The 23,887-nt window shown below is 32.7% G+C and carries 19 protein-coding genes and 1 riboswitch; of the genes, 16 read left to right on the top strand and 3 right to left on the bottom strand.

What is annotated here, in order from left to right; translation table 11 throughout:
- The first annotated feature begins 54 nt into the window (after positions 1-54).
- The 6 genes from hutI to COJ46_RS02840 all read left to right on the top strand — a co-directional run bounded on the left by hutI (position 55) and on the right by COJ46_RS02840 (position 6,837).
- On the top strand, positions 55-1,278 hold the full coding sequence (gene hutI / locus COJ46_RS02870) for an imidazolonepropionase (RefSeq protein ID WP_217993271.1): 1,224 nt from the start codon (positions 55-57) through the stop codon (positions 1,276-1,278).
- A complete protein-coding gene (hutG, locus tag COJ46_RS02865) occupies positions 1,259-2,218 on the top strand; it encodes a formimidoylglutamase (RefSeq protein WP_097977569.1) in 960 nt (319 codons plus the stop codon). The genes hutI and hutG overlap by 20 nt, the downstream gene beginning before the upstream one ends.
- A 629-nt stretch (positions 2,219-2,847) precedes the next feature.
- Complete coding sequence (locus COJ46_RS02860) at positions 2,848-3,417, top strand: dihydrofolate reductase family protein (protein WP_097977568.1); 570 nt, start codon at positions 2,848-2,850, stop codon at positions 3,415-3,417.
- A 565-nt stretch (positions 3,418-3,982) separates the two neighbouring features.
- Positions 3,983-4,687, top strand: coding sequence for an HAD family hydrolase (locus COJ46_RS02850; protein ID WP_097977566.1), 705 nt, complete (start codon positions 3,983-3,985; stop codon positions 4,685-4,687).
- Between the two features lie 395 nt (positions 4,688-5,082).
- Positions 5,083-5,985, top strand: a complete 903-nt coding sequence (locus tag COJ46_RS02845; protein ID WP_097977564.1) for a LysR family transcriptional regulator — start codon at positions 5,083-5,085, stop codon at positions 5,983-5,985.
- Between the two features lie 603 nt (positions 5,986-6,588).
- Positions 6,589-6,837, top strand: coding sequence for a DUF3892 domain-containing protein (locus COJ46_RS02840; protein WP_420488154.1), 249 nt, complete (start codon positions 6,589-6,591; stop codon positions 6,835-6,837).
- Between the two features lie 213 nt (positions 6,838-7,050).
- Here COJ46_RS02840 and COJ46_RS02835 read toward each other — a convergent pair whose 3' ends face one another.
- Entirely contained in the window at positions 7,051-7,500 is a 450-nt protein-coding gene (locus COJ46_RS02835; protein WP_286133607.1) for a hypothetical protein, read from the bottom strand.
- Between the two features lie 214 nt (positions 7,501-7,714).
- On the opposite strand from COJ46_RS02835, the gene COJ46_RS02830 reads away from it, so the two are divergent.
- The 8 genes from COJ46_RS02830 (at position 7,715) to thrB (ending at position 19,811) form a co-directional block, all read left to right on the top strand.
- Positions 7,715-8,011, top strand: a complete 297-nt coding sequence (locus tag COJ46_RS02830; protein ID WP_097977560.1) for a hypothetical protein — start codon at positions 7,715-7,717, stop codon at positions 8,009-8,011.
- Positions 8,012-8,025: 14 nt separating this feature from the next.
- The gene (locus tag COJ46_RS02825; RefSeq protein ID WP_097977558.1) at positions 8,026-9,891 is read left to right on the top strand and encodes a terpene cyclase/mutase family protein; all 1,866 of its coding nucleotides are present in this window, start codon (positions 8,026-8,028) and stop codon (positions 9,889-9,891) included.
- A gap of 112 nt (positions 9,892-10,003) precedes the next feature.
- Positions 10,004-10,107: riboswitch (SAM riboswitch) on the top strand.
- An 80-nt stretch (positions 10,108-10,187) separates the two neighbouring features.
- Positions 10,188-12,014, top strand: a complete 1,827-nt coding sequence (locus COJ46_RS02820; RefSeq protein ID WP_098565690.1) for a bifunctional homocysteine S-methyltransferase/methylenetetrahydrofolate reductase — start codon at positions 10,188-10,190, stop codon at positions 12,012-12,014.
- Positions 12,011-15,388 (top strand): methionine synthase, encoded by a 3,378-nt coding sequence (gene metH, locus COJ46_RS02815; protein WP_098565689.1) that lies wholly within the window; start codon positions 12,011-12,013, stop codon positions 15,386-15,388. Before COJ46_RS02820 ends, metH begins: the two co-directional genes overlap by 4 nt.
- 124 nt (positions 15,389-15,512) lie before the next feature.
- The gene (gene metA, locus COJ46_RS02810; protein ID WP_097977553.1) at positions 15,513-16,418 is read left to right on the top strand and encodes a homoserine O-acetyltransferase MetA; all 906 of its coding nucleotides are present in this window, start codon (positions 15,513-15,515) and stop codon (positions 16,416-16,418) included.
- Between the two features lie 132 nt (positions 16,419-16,550).
- Positions 16,551-17,855: a homoserine dehydrogenase gene (locus COJ46_RS02805; protein WP_097977551.1), complete on the top strand. Its 1,305-nt coding sequence runs from the start codon at positions 16,551-16,553 to the stop codon at positions 17,853-17,855.
- Positions 17,848-18,906: a threonine synthase gene (thrC, locus tag COJ46_RS02800; protein ID WP_176522593.1), complete on the top strand. Its 1,059-nt coding sequence runs from the start codon at positions 17,848-17,850 to the stop codon at positions 18,904-18,906. Before COJ46_RS02805 ends, thrC begins: the two co-directional genes overlap by 8 nt.
- On the top strand, positions 18,903-19,811 hold the full coding sequence (thrB, locus tag COJ46_RS02795; protein ID WP_097977547.1) for a homoserine kinase: 909 nt from the start codon (positions 18,903-18,905) through the stop codon (positions 19,809-19,811). Before thrC ends, thrB begins: the two co-directional genes overlap by 4 nt.
- Before the next feature lie 405 nt (positions 19,812-20,216).
- On the opposite strand, the gene COJ46_RS24895 is transcribed toward thrB, so the two are convergent.
- Positions 20,217-20,351 (bottom strand): hypothetical protein, encoded by a 135-nt coding sequence (locus tag COJ46_RS24895; protein WP_025671362.1) that lies wholly within the window; start codon positions 20,349-20,351, stop codon positions 20,217-20,219.
- A 151-nt stretch (positions 20,352-20,502) separates the two neighbouring features.
- On the opposite strand from COJ46_RS24895, the gene COJ46_RS02785 reads away from it, so the two are divergent.
- The gene (locus COJ46_RS02785; protein ID WP_098565688.1) at positions 20,503-20,877 is read left to right on the top strand and encodes a hypothetical protein; all 375 of its coding nucleotides are present in this window, start codon (positions 20,503-20,505) and stop codon (positions 20,875-20,877) included.
- A 12-nt stretch (positions 20,878-20,889) separates the two neighbouring features.
- On the opposite strand, the gene COJ46_RS02780 is transcribed toward COJ46_RS02785, so the two are convergent.
- Entirely contained in the window at positions 20,890-21,450 is a 561-nt protein-coding gene (locus COJ46_RS02780) for a 3D domain-containing protein (protein ID WP_025671360.1), read from the bottom strand.
- Between the two features lie 627 nt (positions 21,451-22,077).
- Between COJ46_RS02780 and COJ46_RS02775 the strand changes: the two genes are divergently transcribed.
- Complete coding sequence (locus tag COJ46_RS02775; protein WP_098565687.1) at positions 22,078-23,859, top strand: M3 family oligoendopeptidase; 1,782 nt, start codon at positions 22,078-22,080, stop codon at positions 23,857-23,859.
- Positions 23,860-23,887 lie beyond the last annotated feature (28 nt).

The following is a 23,887-nucleotide window of genomic DNA, read 5'->3' as shown; positions in this document are numbered from 1 at the left end:
GTGTTAAAATTGAAAGCAGATATTCTATTAACAAATATTGGTCAATTATTAACGATGGATCATGGTGATGGTCCAATTCATGGAAAAGAAATGAGTAATCTTCCTGTACTAGAAAATGCAGAAATTGCATGGAAAGATGGGCAAATTATTTATATCGGACAAATGAACGAACAGAAAATTGATGCAAAAGAAGTAATTGATTGCCAGGGAAAACTAGTCACTCCAGGATTAGTTGACCCTCATACTCACGTGGTCTTTGGAGGATCACGTGAGCATGAAGTTAGTTTGAAATTACAAGGTGCTTCTTATTTAGAAATATTAGAAATGGGCGGCGGGATCCATTCTACTGTAGGTCAAACTAAATTAGCTACTCATGAAGATTTAAAAAAGAAAACGATTCATCACTTAAACAGAATGCTTTCATTCGGTGTAACAACAGTTGAAGCAAAAAGTGGTTATGGTCTTGATGAAGAAACTGAATTAAAACAACTTCGAGTTGCTAAGGAATTACAAGCCGAGCATGATATTGATTTAGTTTCAACTTTCTTAGGTGCGCATGCAGTACCAAAGGAGTATAAAGGAAATGAAGAAGCTTTCTTAGAAAAAATGCTTTCTCTATTAGATGTTATTAAAGAAGAAGAACTTGCTGAATTTGTAGATGTATTCGCTGAAACAGGTGTTTTTTCAGTTGAACAATCAAGAGAATTTTTATTAAAAGCAAAAGAACAAGGATTTCATGTTAAAATTCACGCAGATGAAATAGATCCTCTAGGTGGCACTGAAATGGCAGCTGAAATTGGCGCTATTTCTGCTGATCATCTATGTGGAGCATCTGAAAAAGGTGTAGAAATGCTTGGGAAGAGCAACACAATTGGTGTCATTTTACCGGGAACTACTTTCTATTTAAATAAACCTGAATTTGCACCTGCACGAGCGATGATTGAAAATAACGTAGCAGTTTCATTAGCAACTGATTTCAACCCAGGAAGCTGCCCAACTGAAAATTTACAATTAATCATGACAATCGCAATGCTTAAACTAAAAATGACACCTGAAGAAATTTGGAATGCCGTAACGATTAACTCATCATACGCGATTAATCGTGGAGATCAAGCTGGTAAATTACTAATTGGTCGTAGGGCAGATGTCGTAATTTGGAATGTACCAAACTATACTTATGTACCTTACCATTTTGGTGTAAATCATGTAGAATCAGTATTTAAGAATGGTAAATTAGTAGTAAGTAGGGGTGAACACGATGTCGCTATCACATCTTAAAAAAGCAGGAGATGCCATTTTCATTGATTCAAAAGTAACAAAGGCAAATGAAATCATCTCTACATGGAATGGAACAGAAGCATCAAATTTCTCAATTATCGGTGTACCATTATCTAAAACATCAATTAGTCATTCAGGTGCAAGCTTTGCACCTGCTTCAATTCGGAAAATGCTAAGTAGCTACAGTACTTATCATATCGAAGACCAAATTGATTTAAAAGATTACAAGGTTACAGATTTTGGTGATATTACGATGCATGTGACTGATTTTGAAGAGTCTAGAAATCGTATTAAATCGACAATCTCTGAATTGCTAGGCCAATACAAAGAAACGATGCCAATTATTTTAGGTGGGGATCACGGAATTAGCTTTCCAAGCATTTCAGCTTTTGCAAAAGAACGCGGAACAGTAGGAGTTATCCAATTTGATGCTCATCATGACTTAAGAAATACTGAAGATGGTGGCCGTTCAAACGGTACCCCTTTCCGTAGCTTAATTGACGAAGGCATTCTAAAAGGTGAACACTTAGTTCAAATTGGAATCAGGAATTTTTCAAATAGTGCACCGTACACTGAATTCGGTGTTAATAACGGAGTAACAATCTATTCAATGCGTGATGTTCGCGAATTAGGAATCTCAAACATTATTAAAGAGAGCATCAACCATTTAGTAGACAAAGTAGATGCAATTTACATTAGCCTAGATATGGACGTACTAGACCAAGCCTTTGCTCCTGGTTGCCCTGCAATTGGACCTGGAGGAATGGACAGTCAAACTCTATTAGATGGCATCTGTTATTTAGCATCACATCCTAAAGTTTGTGGAATGGACATCGTTGAACTTGACCCAACAATCGACTTCCGTGATATGACAAGCAGAATCGCTGCACATGTTATTTTAAACTTTCTTGTTGAGAAGGTTAAGTTATTAAATAAGTAAAATTTGAAACTCGTAGACTTAGATGTTTGCGGGTTTTTTTGTTTTTTATGGGTAGGGTTGTAAATAAAGGTCGAGGTGTAAATAAGTGATGAGTGACTGTAATAAAGATTTGTAACAGTGCAAATAAAGGATCCCGGGGTGCAATATACGTCGAAGTGCAAAAAAAAGATAAGTGACTGCAAATAAAACTTGTAACAGTGCAAATAAGGGCTCCCGAGCTGCAAATAAAGGTCGAAGCGCAATTAAGATAAAAGTGACTGCAAATAAATTTTGAAACAGTGCAAATATGAACTCTCGAGCTGCAAATAAAGGTCGAAGTGCAATTAAAAATATTGAAACTGCAATTTAATCTGGCAAAAGTGCAATTAAAAATCACAAAACTACAATTAAAATTGTGGCAACTGCAAATAAAAATTTCGAAACTGCAAATAAAAAAAACCAAAGTGCAAATAAACTTAGAATACACGTTCTAAAATTACAAATCATGAGGCTTTTAGTACTTTTAAACCAAAATACCGAAATTTGATAGCACCAAGCATGCTTGTTATAATCAAAACAAGAACAAATATTCGTTAATAGTGAGAAGTACCAGTTTAATAAAATGTCTAAACGAATTAGGAGGAACAGTTTTGTCAAATAGCATAAAACAAAGAAAAATAATTTTAGATTTAGCGGTTACATTAGATGGTTTTATAGAAGGGAAAAACGGAGAAATTGATTGGTGCATAATGGATCCTGAAATGGAATTCACAAATTTCTTGAATCAAATTGATACGATTTTATATGGCCGAAAAAGCTATGATTTGTGGGGGAATTATATTCCAAATATAGACGACTCTGAATCTGATAAAGAAATGTGGAATTTAGTACATAGCAAGGAAAAATATGTGTTTTCCCGAACTCAATCAAAAGATGAAAATAATGCAACATTTATAAATGAAAATATAATTGAAGAAGTAAATAAATTGAAGGAAAAGCCTGGCAAAGACATCTGGTTGTATGGAGGATCAAGCCTTATTACATCATTTATAAATTTAGGGCTAGTTGATGAATTTAGATTATCAATTCATCCCGTTATATTGGGTGAAGGAAAACCTTTGTTTGTTGACATAAAAGAGAGAAAGAATTTAATCATGATGAATACAAGAACGTTTTCTTCTGGGGTTGTGCAGGTAACTTATCATTTGAATGAGGAATGAGTTTGGTATAACTGGCTTCTATAAAAAACAAAATGAACCTCCCAAAACTGATGGTAAGCAATTTAAAAGATTGTGATTCAGTGTTCCTCAAATAAAAGAAGAGGTTAGTCCATTTTATATAGTGTTGAGTACAAGTGGGCTGATTGAACCGCTCTTACTATAAAGCGAGAATGAATTGAATAGTGCAGAATTAAATCAAATAGCTTATTGGAACCTTAAAACAATAAGTGAAGTCATATTTAATCATTGGGACTTGTTCTAAAATACATAATATTACAATGAATGTATTTTACTTTGTTATTAATTATTTATATTAATAGAGAAACAAAAAGAGGATGATCTAAGGATCTTCCTCTTTTTTCTAAAAAGAATAATAGCTAAAAGAATCTAAATAAATTTTTACAGTATATTAGCAAAACAAACTTAAGGTTTACTTTTATATTATTTTAAGTATAAATTAGGGACACTTAGCAAATTAGCATATATAATTAGAAAAGCCGAATCAATAGGCGTATGTGAAAATTAATAACAATATGGTTCAGTTGGAAAGTGAGATAAATTAATTATGAAATATGATTTAGTTTTTGATTTAGACGATACATTAATTCAAACCCAAGCCGCATTTCGGCATAATGTAGATTTATGTGCGAATCTAGTATATCAAGCGCTAGATGAAAAAGTAGTAATAAATGACATTAAAGAAGTTTTTAATAAAATTGATTTGGAACTAATAAAAGATATGGGTTTCAGTAAAGCGCGATATCCTTATGCTTGGGAATCAACTTTAGATTTATTGGCAACACGATTTAAGATAGAGATATCAAGTATTGTCAATGATCAATTACAATCATTAGCAAAAACGATATTTAAAGTAAATATTCCACTGCAAAATGATACGTTTATAATAGAAGAATTATCAAACCACAAAGATGTAGCAAGTATGACTATATTGACTTTAGGTGAAAAAGACGTACAAACAAAGCGAGTAATGGATACTGGATTGGTGCATCATTTTGATAACGTATTTATTACAAGTAAAAAAGATACAAATACCTATGTGGAGTTAAATGAAAAATTAAGTAATCCAGTAATGATCGGGAACTCACTTAGAAGTGATATTGTACCTGCTTTAGATGCGGGTATGAAAGCAATTCATATTATAAGAGATTCATGGTCTTATGACGAAATTGAGCATAATCATAGAATAGAGGGCATTAAGTCACTAGTCGAAATAAAATTACTTTTATTTGGTAATTTGGTAAACCTCTAAGGGCTGTTTTTCTTATTTTTTAATAGTTCAATTAACTTCTCTTTTGAATTATTCAATCATGTTGTTGAACTTAGTCATGCATTGGTTCAACAAAATGGAGGATGATCTTTAATCGATCATCCTCTATTTTACATTTGGGTGATAATTGAACTAGCATTTTGATAATGATATCTTAATAATAAATAAACATTTTGAGGGAATTCATAAATGAATAACATTAAAGCATCATAGTTTCTTCTTTTTCTGATACTAAAACCAGATTACCATCGTAATCTATGAATAAATTGTGAAATAAAAGTGAAATTAAACCAACTTTAAATAGTGAATTAAAATAGCTAGAATAAAGAAGTAGTTTTTTATTGAACTTTTAAAAAAATTATTTGCGGAGGATAAATATGAATTTTGAACAATTGGAGCATATTGTCACTGTCGAAATTGAAAAGTCGATTACAAAAGCAGCAGAAAAACTATTTATATCTACTCCAGGTTTGAGTCAGTCTATTACCCAACTTGAAAACGAGCTTGGAATAAAAATTTTTAATCGATCCAAAAAAAGTATTACGCCAACTTTTGAAGGTGAAATAGTGATTTCAACAGCAAATTCAGTTTTAAAAACTATAAATGAAATGAATAAAAAACTGAGCATATATAAAAACAGTTTTCAAAGGCATTTAAAAGTAAAAATTGCACCTGCTTTTTTTTATATACTTCAAGAATTTTTGGTAAAGCTTAATCTAGAAAATGAAGATTTAACCTTTGAATTAATTGAACAAAATCCTACAAAGATTATTGAGAATTTTAATCAGGAAGATTATGATTTTGCGCTTATCTCTGCATCTGTTGATGAATTGAAAAAAGCTAATAATATTTCTTATAAGCACATTTACAAAGGACATATATGTATAGCAGTTGGAAAAAACTCACCCTTTTATACATCAGACTTTGTAACTCCAAGTGATCTAAAAAATACTAAATTAGTAACTTATGAAACATCTGATTATAACCAGATTTTAAAATTTACGAAAATAAATCCAGAGCAAGTGATAATAAGTTCAAATAGGACTAGCATGCTTTTTAAGCTAGTAAAAGAAAGTGATGCAATTATATATCTTCACGACTTTACACTAAAGAATTCTCCAATGGTATTAAATGGAGATTTGAAAATAATCCCACTGAAGGATAAACAGATGCAATTATTTGAACTTGATTTTTGGCTAATCTATTTAGAAACAAGAGGTTTATCGAATTTGTATAATGAGTTTCTTGAAGATTTTATAGAACATTTTAAAAAAGTTTAATTAATAAAAGATAGTAATCGCTGGGTGCACTTCAAGGTTGACTCCTTAAAGCTAGCAACCCATTAAATGTATACGAGCCTACTGCTGATTATTTTTTAATTAATGGGAATTACTACGTAAAGGATATGGAAAATTCTTTGTTGGTAATATCAAAGCATACAAAAAAATTGGTAATCAGGTAATTTCATACATAAGGAAGGTTATACAATTACTGAATTATAAAAATAAAAATATGAAACAGTACATAGATACAATTAAATATATTCCATCTAAAAAAGATTTTTATGAGGGTATGTGAATAAGTGTAAATAATAGAATCTTTGGTGATAAGTAGATTCTATTAAAAAATTATGATGACGACAATAATAATTGCACTGTTTTCTGCTACAATTGCATTTTATTTTCAAAATCGATTAAGTAAAAAGTAAGTTAAAACTAATTAATGCTTTATAAGTTGAAGTAGTTTATCCTTCATCTGGGACTAATTAGTTTTACATCCTCTTACAATGGCAAAACTAATGATAAAAGGAGGATGCAAAAGTGACGCAAGATCGATTTGAAGAAGCATATGAAATGTATAGAAATCAAAGTGATGACGAACAAATGATGGTAGAGGAATCAGTAAATCAGGACAAGGAACATATTGTTGCTGTTCGTAAAAATGAAGATGGTGATCTAATTGGTTTCAGAACAAGTTTTAATCGTGAACTAGATTATCTTCAAGCTTTACAAGAAGCAAAAAGTGGGAATTTAGCACATGTCGATGTAATCCATAAGTATGGTCGTGACATCCTCAGAAGTGAACCGGATGGTATAGCGGAGAATAATTTGAGTAATTTACCGGAGTTTTAAGTCAAAAATGAAGTAAACCCACTAGGAATTTTCCTCGTGGGTTTTTATTAGATCTACTCATTTTTCGTCAAGTTAAAATGAACTAGAGTGAACATAAAATTGCAAATAGATTTCAAGATCAACATTCTCAATCATGATGAGGCATCTTTTATTTAAATCTTAGCATAGCTTGTCCACACTTTAAAAATATGAGTCTGTAAGTGGGTAAGTCATTTATTCTGTTCTATTAATTCTATTTAATCTTGGCAATTGGAATTGTTCGCTGTTTGCTTCTTCAGTTCCAGCGCCTTCGTTGTGTTCGGAATCTGTTCTGATTTTGCTTCTTTTGATTTTGCTGTCTCTGATTTTAATTCCTTGTTGTCCGCCTAATTCATCATTATCTCTTCCAGCAATACCACTTCTACCATTTCCATCTGCAAATTGTGAACGATCATTTGCTGTTTGGCTATTGTCTCTAGCATTTTGTCCGCCTTGATTTGCGTTCATTCCAACATTTCGATTAATTTGACCTCCGCCTTCAGCTCTTTGTTCGACTTGGATGCGATTCTCTTTAATTTCAATGTTGAAAAAATTAAAATTGATTGAACCATCTTGATTAGCTGCTGCAAGCACCTCTTGAATTTCTTCTTTTAAAGCTTTGAAATCTTCAAATTCTGCTGCCATACTAAAAACCCTCCTTTCTATCAATACTCTCACTATATTCAGTTTTAATAGTTTCTGATTAGACATATAATAGATTTTCAATTTAAATACTTTAGAAAAAAAGTTTGAAATTCCCACTAAAATTTGTTGTTTTTCCAATTAACAGGTACTAATTACACAGAATAATTCATTATTTCACATTTAAATCATAGATTAGTAATGGAGTGTGATCTAGTTGAATCCTTTTTTAATAAAAATAGTAAAATCATTTTGCGGTGTAATTGTTATCGACCTGTTATTACTCATTTATTGCTTGTTACTAGGTAGCTATTTTCATATTTTACATTCATTTACTTGGTTCGGATTTAAAATAATTGTTTTACCTTTTAGCCTTTTAGCTTTTATTATTTCAATTGTTTATTTTAGTAAAAAAATAGAAATCGAGGTATCAGAAGAAATTGATGAACTTGAAGAAATTAAAATTGAGCAATCAACAAGAATGGAAAAATACCATCAGGCTGAAAAAAATTGAACTGAGGTGGTAAAATGGACCTCGAAAATATTGTTTTACGAAATATTGAAGAGCGGATCAATCATCTAAGAGCAAAACAAGATGAAAATGGTTCTTGGGAATATTGTTTTGAAGGTTCATTAATAACGGATAGTTTTATGATTTTATTAATGAATGATCTTGAATTCAAAAATCAAAAGGTCATTGATGGGATTATTGATCGGATCATCAATCTTCAACATCCGAATGGAGCTTGGAAATTATACGAGGATGAAAAAGATGGAAACTTAAATGCTACAGTACAAGCTTACATAGCTTTATTACTCTCAAAAAAGTATACAAAAGAACATTCAAGTATGAAGAAAGCTGAAAAATTTATTCGTGAAAACGGTGGTATTAAAAAAACGCATTTTATGTTAAAAATGATTCTAGCTACTCATGGTTTAATTGAGTATCCTAAATTATTTTACTTTCCAATGAGTTATTTTTTGCTACCGGATAAAATGCCGTTAAGTTTATTTGATTTAAGTAATTATGCTAGAGTTCATTTAGTTCCAATGATTCTATGTATAAATAAACGATTTAAAGTGAAATTGGATGATGATCTAACTATCGATCATCTTTTGGAAACTAGTGAGGTAGAATGGTTTTACGAGGAGCGAGGGAGTTTTTATCAATTTTTACTTGAGGAAGGTAAGAAGCTAGCTTCGTATCCTCTCTATTTTCACCAGAAAGGATATGAAAAGGCTGAGAGATTTATTCTGGATCGTATTGAAACAAATGGAACTTTTTATAGCTATGCTACTTCTACGTTTTATATGATTTATGCTTTAATGGCTTTAGGCTATGAATCTACTTCATCTGTCATTCAAAATGCGCTACAAGGACTTCTTTCATATGCTGCCGATACTGAAGCAGGTCTTCATATTGAAAATTCGCCATCAAAAGTTTGGGATACTGCATTATTGTCATATGCAATTCAAGAAGCTGGTTACCACGTAAGTGATCCGATTGTTTCGAAATCCATAAACTACCTAATTAAAAAACAGCAAAATATGAATGGTGACTGGAAGGTTCATGCTAAAAATTTAAGTCCTGGTGGTTGGGGCTTCTCTGATGTTAATTCTTTTATCCCAGATAATGATGATACCGGTGCAGTTTTAAGGGCGTTAACTAGAAGTTCCTTGGATCAGTCCACAATTCATGAAAGTTGGTTAAGGGGAGTTCATTTTTTACTTGGACTTCAAAATGATGATGGTGGTTGGGGAGCTTTCGAAAAAAATGTTACAAATAAATGGTTAACATTTTTACCAATTGAAAATGCAAAAGATGCAATCATCGATCCTTCAACTGCAGATTTAACTGGACGTATCTTAGAATTTATTGGAAACTATACGACGATTTCAAACGATGATCCGATTGTGAAAAAGTCGATTAATTGGCTTTTAAAAAATCAAAAATCAAATGGTAGTTGGTATGGTAGATGGGGGATTTGTTATATTTATGGGACTTGGGCAGCGATTACTGGGCTCAGAGCCGTTGGAATACCTAAAAATCATGAGGCAATTAAAAAAGCGGAGAAATGGTTAGTTAGTATTCAAAATGAAGACGGAGGTTGGGGAGAATCGGGTCTTTCACCTGTTAAAAATAAATATGTTCCTTTAAAATTTAGCACTCCTAGTCAAACAGCGTGGGCAGTCGATACTTTACTTTCAATTCGTAATAAAGAAGATGAAATAATTAGAAAAGGGATTAAATTTTTAACTACACAAAGTGAATTATCAAATAAAGCATTAACTTATCCAACTGGATTAGGATTACCTGGTCAGTTTTATATTCACTATCATAGCTATAATGAAATTTATCCGCTATTAGCACTAGCACACTATAAAAATAGTTAAATAATACTATTATGTAAACAAAATAAATTTATTTTTGGAAATTTTTCCATAAATGTCTTTTCTTTATCATATAAATATAGTAAACTGTTTTATATTAAACATAACTAAATAATCCTTATCGAGAGTGGTGGAGGGACTGGCCCTTTGAAACCCGGCAACTTTAGCGAAAGCTAAAAAGTGCTAAATCCAGCATGTTTAAAACATGAGAGATAAGGCGTAATCTGTACTTAAACGTCATTCTCTCATTTTTTTGAGAGAATGGCGTTTTTTATTTTATCTAAACGGGAAGTGATTGAATGGGCTTATTGGAAAAGTTAAAAGATGGAATTGTTTTAGGTGACGGCGCAATGGGAACACTTTTGTATTCTGGTGGACTTCACAGCTGTTTTGAAGAACTTAATATTACTGAGCGTGATCGAATCATTCATATACATGAACAATATATAGATGCTGGCGCAGAAGTGATTCAAACAAATTCGTACGGTGCTAATGCTGGAAAACTGAGACAATATGGTTTGGAAAAGCTGGTTAAGCAAATTAATCAAATGGCTGTTAGAAATGCTAGAGCGGCATCAAAAGGAAGAGCTTTAGTAATCGGTGGTATAGGTGGAATGAAATATGTAGGTTCAACTTTTACGACACCTTTAGAACGTGAAATGATGCTGCTTGAGCAAGCTTCAGCGTTACTAGAAGAAGGCGTAGATGGGATCATGCTTGAAACATTTTATGATGAAAATGAATTATATGATGCTTTAAATCTATTAAGAAGAAGAACGGATTTACCAATTATTGCACAAGTAACACTACAAGAAATTGGCGTCATGCAAAGTGGCCAATATATCGAAAAAATACTTCCTAATTTAATCGATTTGGGTGCAGATGTAGTCGGAATCAATTGTCATCTAGGACCACTTCATATGTTGGAGTCATTAAATACTGTTTCATTACCAACGAATGGTTACTTATCGGCATTTCCTAATTCAGGATTACCACTATACAATGAGGGAAAATACGTATACAAATCGAATCCAGAATATTTTGAAGATATGACAAAACCATTTATTGAACAAGGTGTAAGACTAATCGGTGGATGTTGTGGTACAACACCAGCGCATATCGCTGCTTTACGAAGTAAGATTGATACTTTACAGCCTGTTACAAAAAAAGAAGTGAAAAACAGAACAATTAAAATTACATTCCCTAAGCAAGAAGAACAAAAGAATGAAACTCTTGCAGAAAAGGCAAAAAAGAGAACGACGATCATTGCAGAACTAGATCCACCAAAAACATTACAAACTAGAAAGTTTTTTGAAGGAGCGAAAGCATTACATAGCGCAGGGGCTGACGCAATTACGCTAGCAGATAATCCACTAGCTTCACCTAGAATTTCGAATGTGGCAATGGCATCACTGCTTCAAAGATTGGATGTACCAGTCTTGACGCATTTAACTTGTAGAGATCGTAATATGATTGGACTTCAATCTCATTTAATGGGGCTATCCACTTTAGGATTAAATGAAGTTCTTGCTATTACAGGTGATCCAGCAAGGGTAGGAGAATTTCCAGGTGCAACTTCAGTATATGATGTAGCATCACTTGAACTAATTCGAATGATTAAAGAAATGAATGAAGGTAGACTTTATTCCGGTAAAAGCTTAGGAAATGGAACGAGATTTTCTGTCGCTGCAGCTTTTAACCCGAATGTTCGAAAATTTGATGCGGCAATTAAAAGACTTGAAAAAAAGGTCGAGGCGGGAGCGGATTATTTTTTAACGCAGCCTATTTATGATTTTGAAACGATTGATAAGTTATATGAGGCAACTCGTCATATTAAACAGCCAATTTTTATCGGAATTATGCCATTAGTTAGTAAGAAGAATGCTGATTTTATCCATTACGAAGTTCCAGGAATTACTTTATCTGAAGAGGTAAGAAACAGAATTTCATCAGTGGAACCAGAGAGAGCAGTTGATGAAGGGAAAAAAATTGCAAAAGAGCTTATTGATTATGTTAAGGATAAATTTAACGGCATTTATTTTATCACTCCATTTTTGAAGTATGAAATAACAGAGGACTTAATTCAATTTACTAAAAGCAGCAATAAAGAGGAGATTCAACTATGAAAACTTTAGATGTAGCATTAAAAGAAAAAATATTACTTCTTGATGGAGCAATGGGAACGATGATCCAGCAAAGAAATTTAACAGCAGAAGACTTTGGTGGTGAAGAATACGAAGGTTGTAATGAATATTTAGTTGTTACAAGACCGGATGTTATTCAAGAAATTCACGAGGAATATATATTTGCTGGGTCTGACATTATCGAAACGAACACATTTGGAGCAACGAATATTGTTTTATCCGATTATAATTTACAGCATTTAGATATTGAATTAAATGAAATTGCAGCAAGGATTGCAAGGCAAGCAGTTGTGGCATCGGGTAAAGATGTATACGTAGCAGGAGCGATGGGTCCAACAACAAAAGCAATCAGTGTTACAGGTGGTGTGACTTTTGAAGAATTAATTACTGCATATAATCGACAAGCAACTGGCTTAATTAATGGTGGAGTAGATGTTTTATTAGTTGAAACTTGTCAAGACATGAGAAATGTTAAAGCTGCATGTATTGGGATTAGTAATGCATTTAACGAATTAAATAAAAAATTACCAGTGATGATTTCCGGAACGATTGAACCAATGGGAACAACATTAGCAGGTCAAACAATTGATGCTTTTTATTTAGCCATTGAACATATTTCTCCTATTTCAGTTGGATTAAACTGTGCAACAGGACCTGAGTTTATGAGAGACCATGTTCGTTCATTGTCAGATCTATCTGAGACATTTGTTTCATGTTATCCAAATGCTGGTTTACCAGATGAAGATGGACATTATCATGAGTCACCAGAATCTTTAGCGCACAAAGTACGCGATTTTGCTGAACAAGGATGGATCAATATTATAGGTGGTTGTTGTGGAACAACTCCGGAACATATTAGAGCAATGAAAGAAGCTGTAAGTGGAATATCTCCTCGTCAACCTAAAAAAAGAGAGGATCATGCGGTTAGTGGGTTAGAATCACTTCGCTATGATGATAGTATGAGACCACTTTTTGTCGGTGAAAGAACAAACGTTATTGGATCGCGTAAATTTAAAAATTTAATCGCTGACGGAAAATTTGAAGAAGCTTCAGAAATTGCGAGAGCTCAAGTGAAAAAAGGTGCTCATGTCATCGACGTATGTATGGCAGATCCTGATCGTGATGAAGTTGAAGATATGGAAAATTTCGTAAAGCAATTAGTTAATAAAGTAAAAGTACCAATCATGATTGATTCAACTGATGAAAAAGTAATTGAATTAGCACTGACTTATATTCAAGGTAAAGCGATTATTAATTCGATTAATCTTGAAGATGGGGAGGAGCGATTTGAGAAAATTTTACCTTTCATTCATAAATATGGTGCTGCCGTTGTAGTTGGCACGATTGATGAAGATGGAATGGCAGTATCGGCAGAAAGAAAATTAGAAATTGCAAAAAGAAGTTATCAACTATTAACTGAAAAATATAAAATTCGTGCGACTGACATCATTTTTGATCCGCTTGTTTTCCCTGTTGGAACAGGTGATACACAATATATCGGTTCTGCAAAAGCAACAATTGATGGCATTAAATTAATAAAAGATGAATTTCCGCAGTGTTTAACGATTTTAGGTTTAAGTAATATTTCATTCGGTTTACCAAACGCTGGTCGTGAAGTGTTAAATGCCGTTTTCTTATATCATTCTACAAAGGCTGGACTTGATTACGCGATTGTAAATACTGAAAAACTAGAACGATTTGCTTCAATTCCTGCGGAAGAACGTGAGCTTGCTGAGAATTTATTATTCCATACGTCTCAAGAAACATTAGATAAATTTGTTGAGCATTTTAGAAATTCAGTAAAGAAAGAAGAAAAACCGAAAGAACAGCTTCCGATTGAAGAAAGATTAGCTGCGTGTGTAATTGAAGGTTCAAAACAAGGATTAATAGAAGATCTACAAGCTTGTCTCGACCGTGGTGACACACCGTTAAATATTATTAATGGTCCACTAATGACCGGGATGGATGAAGTTGGAAGACTTTTCAATAATAATGAGCTAATCGTAGCTGAAGTATTACAAAGTGCAGAAGTAATGAAGGCATCTGTAAACTTTTTGGAGCAATTTATGGAGAAAACTGAAAGCTCTAGAAAAGGAAAAGTCATTTTAGCAACTGTTAAAGGTGATGTTCATGATATCGGAAAAAACTTAGTCGATATTATTTTGACGAATAATGGCTTTGATGTTGTCAATTTAGGTATTAATATTCGACCAGATGATTTAATTACAAAGATTCGTGAGAACAAACCCGACATAATTGGTTTATCAGGCTTATTAGTAAAATCTGCTCAACAAATGGTTATTACAGCTGGTGACTTAAAAAGTGCAGGAATTGACACACCAATATTAGTTGGTGGCGCTGCATTAACTAGAAAATTTACTGAAAATCGAATTCAGCCAATTTACGATGGATTAGTTGTTTATTCAAATGACGCGATGACTGGTTTAGACTTAGCAAATAAAATTGTTAATCCAGATGAATTAAAAGCATTAGAAGAAAAGAAAAAGGCAATTAAAAAAATAGACAATGTGATTGAATTGCCAGTTCCTGAAGTTAGTACAAAGAGATCAGCAATACAAAATTCAGATTGCCTAGTTCCTTCATCATTGAGTAAAACAGTCATTAAAAATATTCCAGTAGCTCAAGTGGCACCTTTTATTAATTACCAAATGCTAATAGGACATCATTTGGGAGTAAAAGGTAAATGGGAAAATCAAGAACGCGGCCAAGAGTTATACGAGTTAGTTCAAGAATTCATAAAAGATGGAAATGAATATTTTGACTGCCAAGTAATCTATCAATTTTTCCCGGCTCAAAGTGATGGCAATGATGTCATTATCTATGACTCTGAAACGAAAAAACCGATTGAACGTTTTCAATTTCCAAGACAAAGAAAAGAACCAAATCTTTGTATAAGCGACTTTTTAAATCCTGTTGCTGAAGAGATGGATTATGTTGGATTCTTCTCTGTAACATCAGGCCCACGAGTAAGAAATATTGCCGAAAGATTGAAACAAGAAGGGGAGTATTTAAAGAGTCACGTTTTATTCTCATTAGCCCTAGAATTAGCAGAAGGTCTAGCTGAAAAAACGCATATGCTAATGAGAGAAAAATGGGGATTCCCAGATCGTCCAGATTTCACAATGTCTGAGCGTTTTAAAGCAAGATATCAAGGAATCAGGGTTTCATTTGGTTACCCTGCTTGTCCAAATCTTGAGGATCAAGAAAAGCTATTTAAGTTAATTAATCCAAATGAAATTGGAATTAATTTGACAGAAGGATTCATGATGCTACCAGAAGCATCTGTAACTGCAATGGTATTCTCGCATAAGGATGGAAGATATTTTTCAGTTTAAAAAGTGAGAATAATTATTCATTTGATTCAATAAAACTATAATTTTGTTATTTCAAATAGGTAGTAGAAATAGTTCATGCATTAATCTACTACCTTTTTCTTAAGAAAAAAGAGGAGTGGAAAAAATGCCTGTAATTATCAACAAAGATCTACCTGCAACGGAAATACTAACGAAAGAAAATGTTTTCTATATGACGAAAGAGCGAGCGGAGTCACAAGATATAAGACCGCTTCAAATAGGCATTTTAAACTTAATGCCAACTAAAATTGAAACCGAAACACAATTATTACGTTTAATTGCAAATTCACCTCTACAAGTAGATATCGATTTAATCGGTACTGAATCATACAAGCCCAAGAACGTTTCAGAAGAGCATGTTTCAAGCTTTTATAAAACAATTTCACAAATTCAAAATACAAAATATGATGGATTTATTATTACCGGTGCTCCAGTTGAGACATTGGACTTTGAAGAAGTTGAATATTGGTCGGAGCTTAAAGAAATCATGGATTTCACAAAAGAAAATGTAACATCTACATTGCATATATGTTGGGGTGCACAAGCAGGTCTTTATCATCACTACGGAGTTCCTAAATACACATTAGATAAAAAAATGTTTGGTGTTTTCCCACACTCAGTAGAGGATCGCTTTGTGAAACTAGTATGTGGCTTTGATGACGAGTATTATGTACCGCATTCAAGACACACTGAAGTTAAGAAGGAAGATATCGATAAAATAGGAGAATTAAAGATTTTAAGTCTATCGGATGATGCAGGTGTCCACCTTGTTACTAGTGAGGACGGAAAGCAAATTTTTGCAACTGGACATCATGAATATTGTATTAATACTTTAAAATCAGAATATGAAAGAGATGTACAAAGAGGAGCGGAAATTGCTATACCAAAAAACTATTTCCGGAATGATAATCCTGAAAAACCACCGATTGTACGTTGGAGAAGTCATGCTAATCTACTTTTCTCAAATTGGTTAAATTATTACGTTTATCAAGAAACCCCTTACAATTTATAATTTTATATTTTTAGTTTCATAATTTCGTCAAATACTAAATAAAAAAAATTGGAAAATTTAAAAAAATGTTTGCTATTTTCATAAAACATTCCCATAATGGAAATAATATCAAATTTTAACGGAGGAGATCATATGAAGGACTGTATATCTATCGGACTATTAGGACTTGGAACTGTTGGAAGTGGTGTTGTAAAAATTGTTGAAGATCATCAGGACAGATTAGCCCATCAAATCGGTTGTTCTGTTCAAGTAAAAAAGGTTCTTGTTAAGGAACTTGAAAAAGAGCGCTCAATCTCAATTCAAAAGGATTTATTAACAACAGATGCATTTGAAATTTTAGATGATGCAGATGTAGATGTTGTTGTAGAGGTAATGGGTGGAATTGAAGATGCTAGACAATACATACTCCATGCTCTCCGTAATAAAAAGCATGTAGTCACAGCTAATAAAGATTTAATGGCATTATATGGTACTGAATTACTCCGTGTAGCAAATGAGAATAAATGCGATTTATTCTATGAAGCTAGTGTTGCTGGTGGTATCCCTATAATTCGTAGTTTAGTAGACGGTTTAGCTTCAGACCGTGTAACTAAGTTAATGGGTATTGTAAATGGAACGACAAACTTTATCCTTACAAAGATGAGCAATGAAGGAAAAGCATATGAGGATGTGTTAAAAGAAGCTCAAGAACTAGGCTTTGCAGAAGCAGATCCAACATCAGATGTTGAAGGACTAGATGCAGCAAGAAAAATGACAATTTTAGCTAAATTAGGTTTTTCAATGGATGTTGAACTAGAAGATGTGCAAGTACGTGGAATTAGTTCAGTATCTTCAGAAGACATCGATTTTGCTAAATACTTTGGTTATACAATGAAATTAATCGGTTATGCGAAGAGAAACGATAATCGAATTGAAGTTAGTGTTGGACCAACTTTAATTGCACACAATCATCCATTAGCATCTGTTAGCAATGAATTTAATGCAGTTTATGTATATGGGGAAGCTGTAGGAGAAACGATGTTCTATGGACCAGGTGCGGGTAGTTTACCAACTGCAACTGCAATCGTATCAGACTTAGTTGCAGTAATGAAAAATATGCGACTTGGTGTAAACGGCACAAGTGCTGTGTTACCACAATATCCAAAAGAAATTAAAGAAGATCATGAAATTTATTTTAAATCATTCTTCCGTTTTACAGTAAAAGATCAATTAGGATCATTCGCAGAAATTACTTCAATTTTTACAGAATCTGATATAAGCTTTGAAAAAATTATTCAAGTTCCATTAAAGCATAAAGGTCTTGCTGAAATCATCTTAGTAACACACCATGCTTCATATTCATCATACAAAAAAGTATTGGAAAATTTAGAAACATCTGATGTTGTCGATGAAGTACGTAGCTATTATCGAATTGCAGGTGAAGATCTTGATGTATAAAGGATTAATCGAAAAATATTCAAAATTCTTACCTATAAATGAAGAAACACCTAAATTAACTTTAAATGAAGGAAATACGCCATTACTATTTTTACCTCACTTATCAGAGGAGTGGGGAATTGATTTATATGTTAAGTTAGAAGGGCTAAACCCAACAGGTTCATTCAAGGATCGTGGGATGGTAATGGCAGTTGCTAAGGCAAAGGAAGCAGGCAGTTCAGCAATTATTTGTGCATCGACAGGTAATACATCTGCTGCCGCTGCTGCTTATGCTGCAAGAGCTGGTATGAAATGTTTTGTTATTATTCCTAATGGCAAAATTGCATATGGTAAACTTGCGCAGGCGGTCATGTATGGAGCACATATCATTAGTATCGATGGAAATTTTGATCACGCATTACAAATGGTAAGAAAAATTAGTGAGTCCGAACCAATCACACTAGTAAATTCCGTTAACCCATATCGAATCGAGGGCCAGAAAACAGCTGCATTCGAAATTTGTGAGCAATTGGAAGAAGCCCCAGATATATTAGCAATTCCAGTTGGAAATGCAGGGAATATTACAGCTTATTGGAAAGGATTTAATGAATACAATCTATCAAAAGGTTATCAATTACCTAAAATGCATGGTTTTCAAGCTGAAGGTGCAGCACCAATTGTCCAAAATAAAAAGATTGAAAATCCCGAAACAATTGCGACAGCTATTCGAATTGGGAACCCAGCAAGCTGGGAGCATGCTGTAAATGCAATTGGACAGTCAAACGGTGCAATTGATAGTGTATCAGATGAAGAAATCCTACAAGCGTATAAATGGATTGCATCAAAAGAAGGCGTATTTGCAGAACCAGGTTCATGTGCAAGTATTGCTGGAGTATTTAAACAAGTACAATCTGGTGTAATCAAAAAAGGCTCAAAAGTAGTAGCCATCCTAACAGGTAATGGATTAAAGGATCCAGATATTGCAATTCAATCAAGTAAAATTGAGCCAATATTGTTACCGAATGAAGAAAAAATTGTATTAGAACATTTACAAGGTGTGGTTTCGATATGAAAAAACTTTTCCAAATAACAGTTCCTGCAAGCACTGCAAATGTGGGACCTGGTTTTGATTCGATTGGTATTGCATTAAATCGATACTTAACAATTGAAGTATATGATCATGATCAATATAGCTGTGAGGGATTTAGTGAATATTTGAAAGATATACCACTTGATCAGACAAATTTAATCTTAAAAACAGCAATTGATGTGGCAAAAGCAAATCATAAATCTTTGCCAACATGTCATTTAAAGCTTGAAAGTAATATTCCGTTAACAAGAGGTTTAGGAAGTAGCGCCTCAGCAATAGTAGGTGGCATTATTCTAGCAAATGAACTTTGTAATCTTCAATTATCTCTAGAAGAGCAACTTAGAATCGCAACTTCAATTGAAGGTCATATGGATAATGTCGGAGCTTCACTTTATGGCGGCTTAGTTATTGGGACTTTTATAGATGGAAAAGCATATATCCAACACTCGACATTAAATAAAGTGTCAGTAGTAGCAATTATACCAAAATACGAATTAGAAACTGTTCACGCAAGAAATATATTACCTTCAACGATTCCTTATAAGGATGCTATCCAATCTAGCAGCTTTAGTAATCTATTAGTTTTAGCACTGTTAATGGAAAATTGGGCATTAGCAGGCGATATGATGAAACGAGATCTGTTTCACGAACCATATCGATGCAAAATTGTAAAAGAGCTAGATACCCTAAAACAAATCGAATTACCTGAATTTGTACATGGATTTGTATTAAGTGGTGCCGGTCCGACAGTATTAGCATTTGTTACGATCGAAGGTTGCACTGAAGCAATTGACTACTTTACACGTTTATTTCCAAATTGTGATGTAAGTGAAATAAAAATAGAAAACGAAGGTGCAACAGTTAAACATTCAATCCACTCGAATTAAAAGAAACCACTCAACTATGGATCGTTGAGTGGTTTTGCATTTTATGAGATAAATCTGAAGTGCAAATAAAAAATGTGGAACTGCAATTTAAATCTGTGAAGGTACAAATAAAAATTGTGCTTCTGCAATTATATCTGAAGTGCAAATAAAAAGATTGGAACTGCAATAAAAATCGAAAGTGCAAATATAAAGTAGGGTACTGCAATTAAATCTGAAGTGCAAATAAAAAAAGTGGAACTGCAATAAAAATCTGTGAAAGTGCAAATAAAAATTGTGAAACTGCAATTAAATCTTTGAAGCTGCAAATAAAATCACTAAAACAGCAAATAAGAGCATCATCTACGTATAAATTAAGAGAAAATCACGAGTTACAACAATAAATTAGAAGAAGGAATCAATCATTCTTTATTTTTCTCGTTCTTTCATATATTTTTCTGCAAGTAATTGTTTAACTTGATTATATGTTAAACCAGAATTTGCATTTTTTCTTTTCACTTCGTTAATGTCGGTTCCAGTTATTGTAAAACGTTTATCTTCCAATTAGTTTCATCTCCAAACCAAATATTTAATTTTATTATTTATTTCTAAAACGAAAAATATGCTTTTAAAAATTTTGTAATTAAATCGTTATTTTTATTGTACGAAAGAAATGATAAAATAATTGGTAATATAAGGAATAGGGGATAAAACGATGCACGAGGTTGTATTGAAAATTTTATTTTTTATTTTTCGAATATTGTTTCAATTAATCATGCAAATAGTTGTTGAATCGATTATTGATTATTTGCCAAAAAAGTTTTTTGGTTATCCTTTTAATGAGAAAGATGATGAATTAATTGAAGGGAAAATTTACTTATTAAAAAAGGAACCTTGGTTTGAGCCATACAAAATCTATACTTTGGAAATGTCTCAAAGAAAAAGTATACGAAAATTATTCGTAAAATTAGAGATGTTAGAGATTCAATCAAATGAGGAAAAGCGAAATGAATTCTTATATGAATTAGAACGGCGATTATTTGACTTAAATCCGAATGGAATTAGAAATAGAAAAACGAGCCCGAATTAAGGGCTCGTTTTCTTATTTTTTATAAACTTTTACAGTAACTGTTTTAACTCCCCATTTTTGGGCATTTTTCTGACTTGGGATAAATACATCAATTTTATTTCCTTTTAGTGAACCGCCAGTATCTCCAGCAATAGCATAGCCGTAGCCTTCTACATATACTTTAGAACCTAGTGGAATTACTTTTGGATCCACAGAAATAACTTTTGCTTTTGGATTCTTTTTTAAATCTATACCAGTAGCTGTTTTACCACTACATCCTTTACAGCTACCAGTGTAAGCTGTAGCTTTCATTTTAATTACTTTATAAGGTGTAGCAGCTTTAGCTGTTGTTTTTTTAGTCGTTGTCGTTTTTTTCTTAGTTGCAGGTTTAATTTGCAATACTTGATTTACTTTAATTAGGTCTGATTTTAAATGATTCCAAGATTTAATCTGAGAAACTGTTACTTTTTGCTTTTTTGCGATAGCAGATAAAGTATCTCCAGATTTAACTTTGTAAGTTGCTGCGTATGTATTTGTCGTAAATCCCATTGTTAGAATAACAGTAGTAACAAAACATGTCATTAATTTTTTCATATTTCCCGCTCCTGTCCATCTTCTATGTATAATACTTTACCATGGGAATGTGACAGTAAGATTTCAGTAGTTTTATTTTATATTACAAATATATTACCTTTTTTTATAATTTTCTATAAATTCTGCATAATAGTTACAGCTTGTTTCGACATAGTACCAATTTAAGAATATTCGTCGTCTAATAATAAGCCAAAATGCTTGATTTTAAAGGGCTGAAGAGGTGAATTGAAAAGTTAATAGGGAGACAGTTAAACAATAAAAACTTTTCAATAAGATCATAAATATTCTAGAAAAACATACTTTTTTAGGACGATTGAGATGGTTTTTATTAATTTAGAATTAAAAACTATGTAACAATTAGTGAAGTTTTGTAATATTTCCTTCATATTTAAGGTTTAACAGATCCTGAATTTAAGTTCTAAAAACTACTAAAATTTACTAAAAACACCCTTTAATAAATCACGCTAAACATTTCATACTTGTATAAATAGACAAAATGTACGATTACACTAAAATTCAACAAGCTTGTGTAGGAGTTACAAATGGTATAAAGTAGTATGATTAGACTAAATATTTTGAATAATGTATAATAAGAAATGTACTTATAAAACCAAAAGGTGGGGTCGTATGTCAACAAATACATATTCACTTACATGGGATTTAGATGTTTTCTTTAAAGGAGGCAGTGAATCTCCTGCATTCGCATCATACATAAAAGAAATTACTAATTTAGTAGAAAGAATAGAAAGACAGGTTTCTTTGTTTTCTGCTCCTAAAAGTAGTGATGAAGTTGAGGAATTAGCTGATATCATAAGTAATATTGAAGTAATAGGTAAGAAATTATCGCAAGCTGGTGGATTTGTTAGCTGTTTACAAGCTCAAAATATGGCTGATCAAAAAGCTAATTTATTAAGAGGAACTTTAACGCAGCTATATGCAACATTTTCTACGTCTTTAACAAAATTCCATAGTCAATTAACTAAAATTGAAGATTCTGTTTGGAAAGATATTTTAAAAACTGATCAGTTTAAGGAAATTTCTTTCGCATTAAATGAGCGTCGTCAAAATGCAAGTGAATTATTATCAGTTGAACAAGAGGCATTAATTACTGCCCTTTCAGTTGACGGATATCATGGTTGGGGCCAAATGTACGATACTGTTGTCGGAAAAATGCAGATCGAACATGATGATAAACTTTTATCAGTTGGTCAAGCATCAAATCTATTTTCTTCTAAAGAACGCAATGTTCGTAAAGAGATTTTTGGAAAATGGGAAGAAACTTGGGGTGAAGAGTCAGATTATTTCGCTAAAATATTAAACCATCTTGCTGGTTTCCGTTTAAGTGTATATGGACAACGTGGATGGAATAATGTATTAAAAGAACCATTATCAATCAATCGTATGAGTCAAGAAACACTTGATTCAATGTGGGGTGCGATAATCGACAATAAAGCTCCATTTGTTGAATATTTAGAAAGAAAAGCTAAATTACTAGGCGTAGAGAAATTAAGTTGGTATGATTTAGATGCGCCTGTGGCTGATATTGATTCTACTGTTTCATATTCTGAAGGTGCAGAATTTATATTAGATCAATTTGGTAAATTTGGTGATGAATTAACTAGTTTTACAAAGATGGCATTTGAGGACTCTTGGATTGAAGCAGAGGATCGCGCAGGTAAACGTCCAGGTGGTTTCTGTACAGGATTTCCTGAAAGTAGCCAATCTCGTATTTTCATGACTTATTCAGGTACACCTTCGAATGTTTCAACATTAGCACATGAATTAGGTCATGCTTTCCATTCATTTGCGATGAAAGATGTTCATACACTTAATAAATATTATGCGATGAATGTTGCTGAAACAGCTTCTACATTTGCAGAAATGATCGTAGCTGATGCAGCTGTTAAAAATGCGAGTTCCGATCAGGAGCGTTTAGCTCTTTTAGAAGACAAAATTCAACGTAGTGTAGCATTTTATATGAATATTCATGCTCGCTTCTTGTTTGAAACGCGTTTTTACGAAGAGCGTAAAAATGGTGTTGTAAGTAAAAATAAAATAAATGAACTAATGGAAGAAGCTCAAAAAGAAGCGTATTGTGGGTCTTTAGAAGAGTATCATCCACATTTCTGGGCATCAAAACTACACTTTTATATTACAGGTGTGCCGTTCTATAACTTCCCATACACTTTTGGGTACTTATTCTCATTAGGAATTTATGCAAAAGCATTGGAAGAAGGAAAGAGCTATGAACAGAAATATATTGCTCTTTTAAAAGATACAGCTTCTATGACAGTTGAAGAATTAGCTCAAAAACATTTAGGTGTAGATTTAACAAAACGTGATTTCTGGGAGAAGGCAGTAAAACTATCTCTTAAAGACGTTGAAGAATTTTTATCGATCACTGAATGATAATTTTTTATGTGGAGGACTCGTTTAA

Source organism: Bacillus sp. AFS077874 (assembly GCF_002566505.1).
Lineage (GTDB): Bacteria > Bacillota > Bacilli > Bacillales > Bacillaceae_G > Gottfriedia.
The sequence above is the reverse complement of the archived record's forward strand: the minus strand, read 5'-3'. Positions and strand labels throughout refer to the sequence as shown.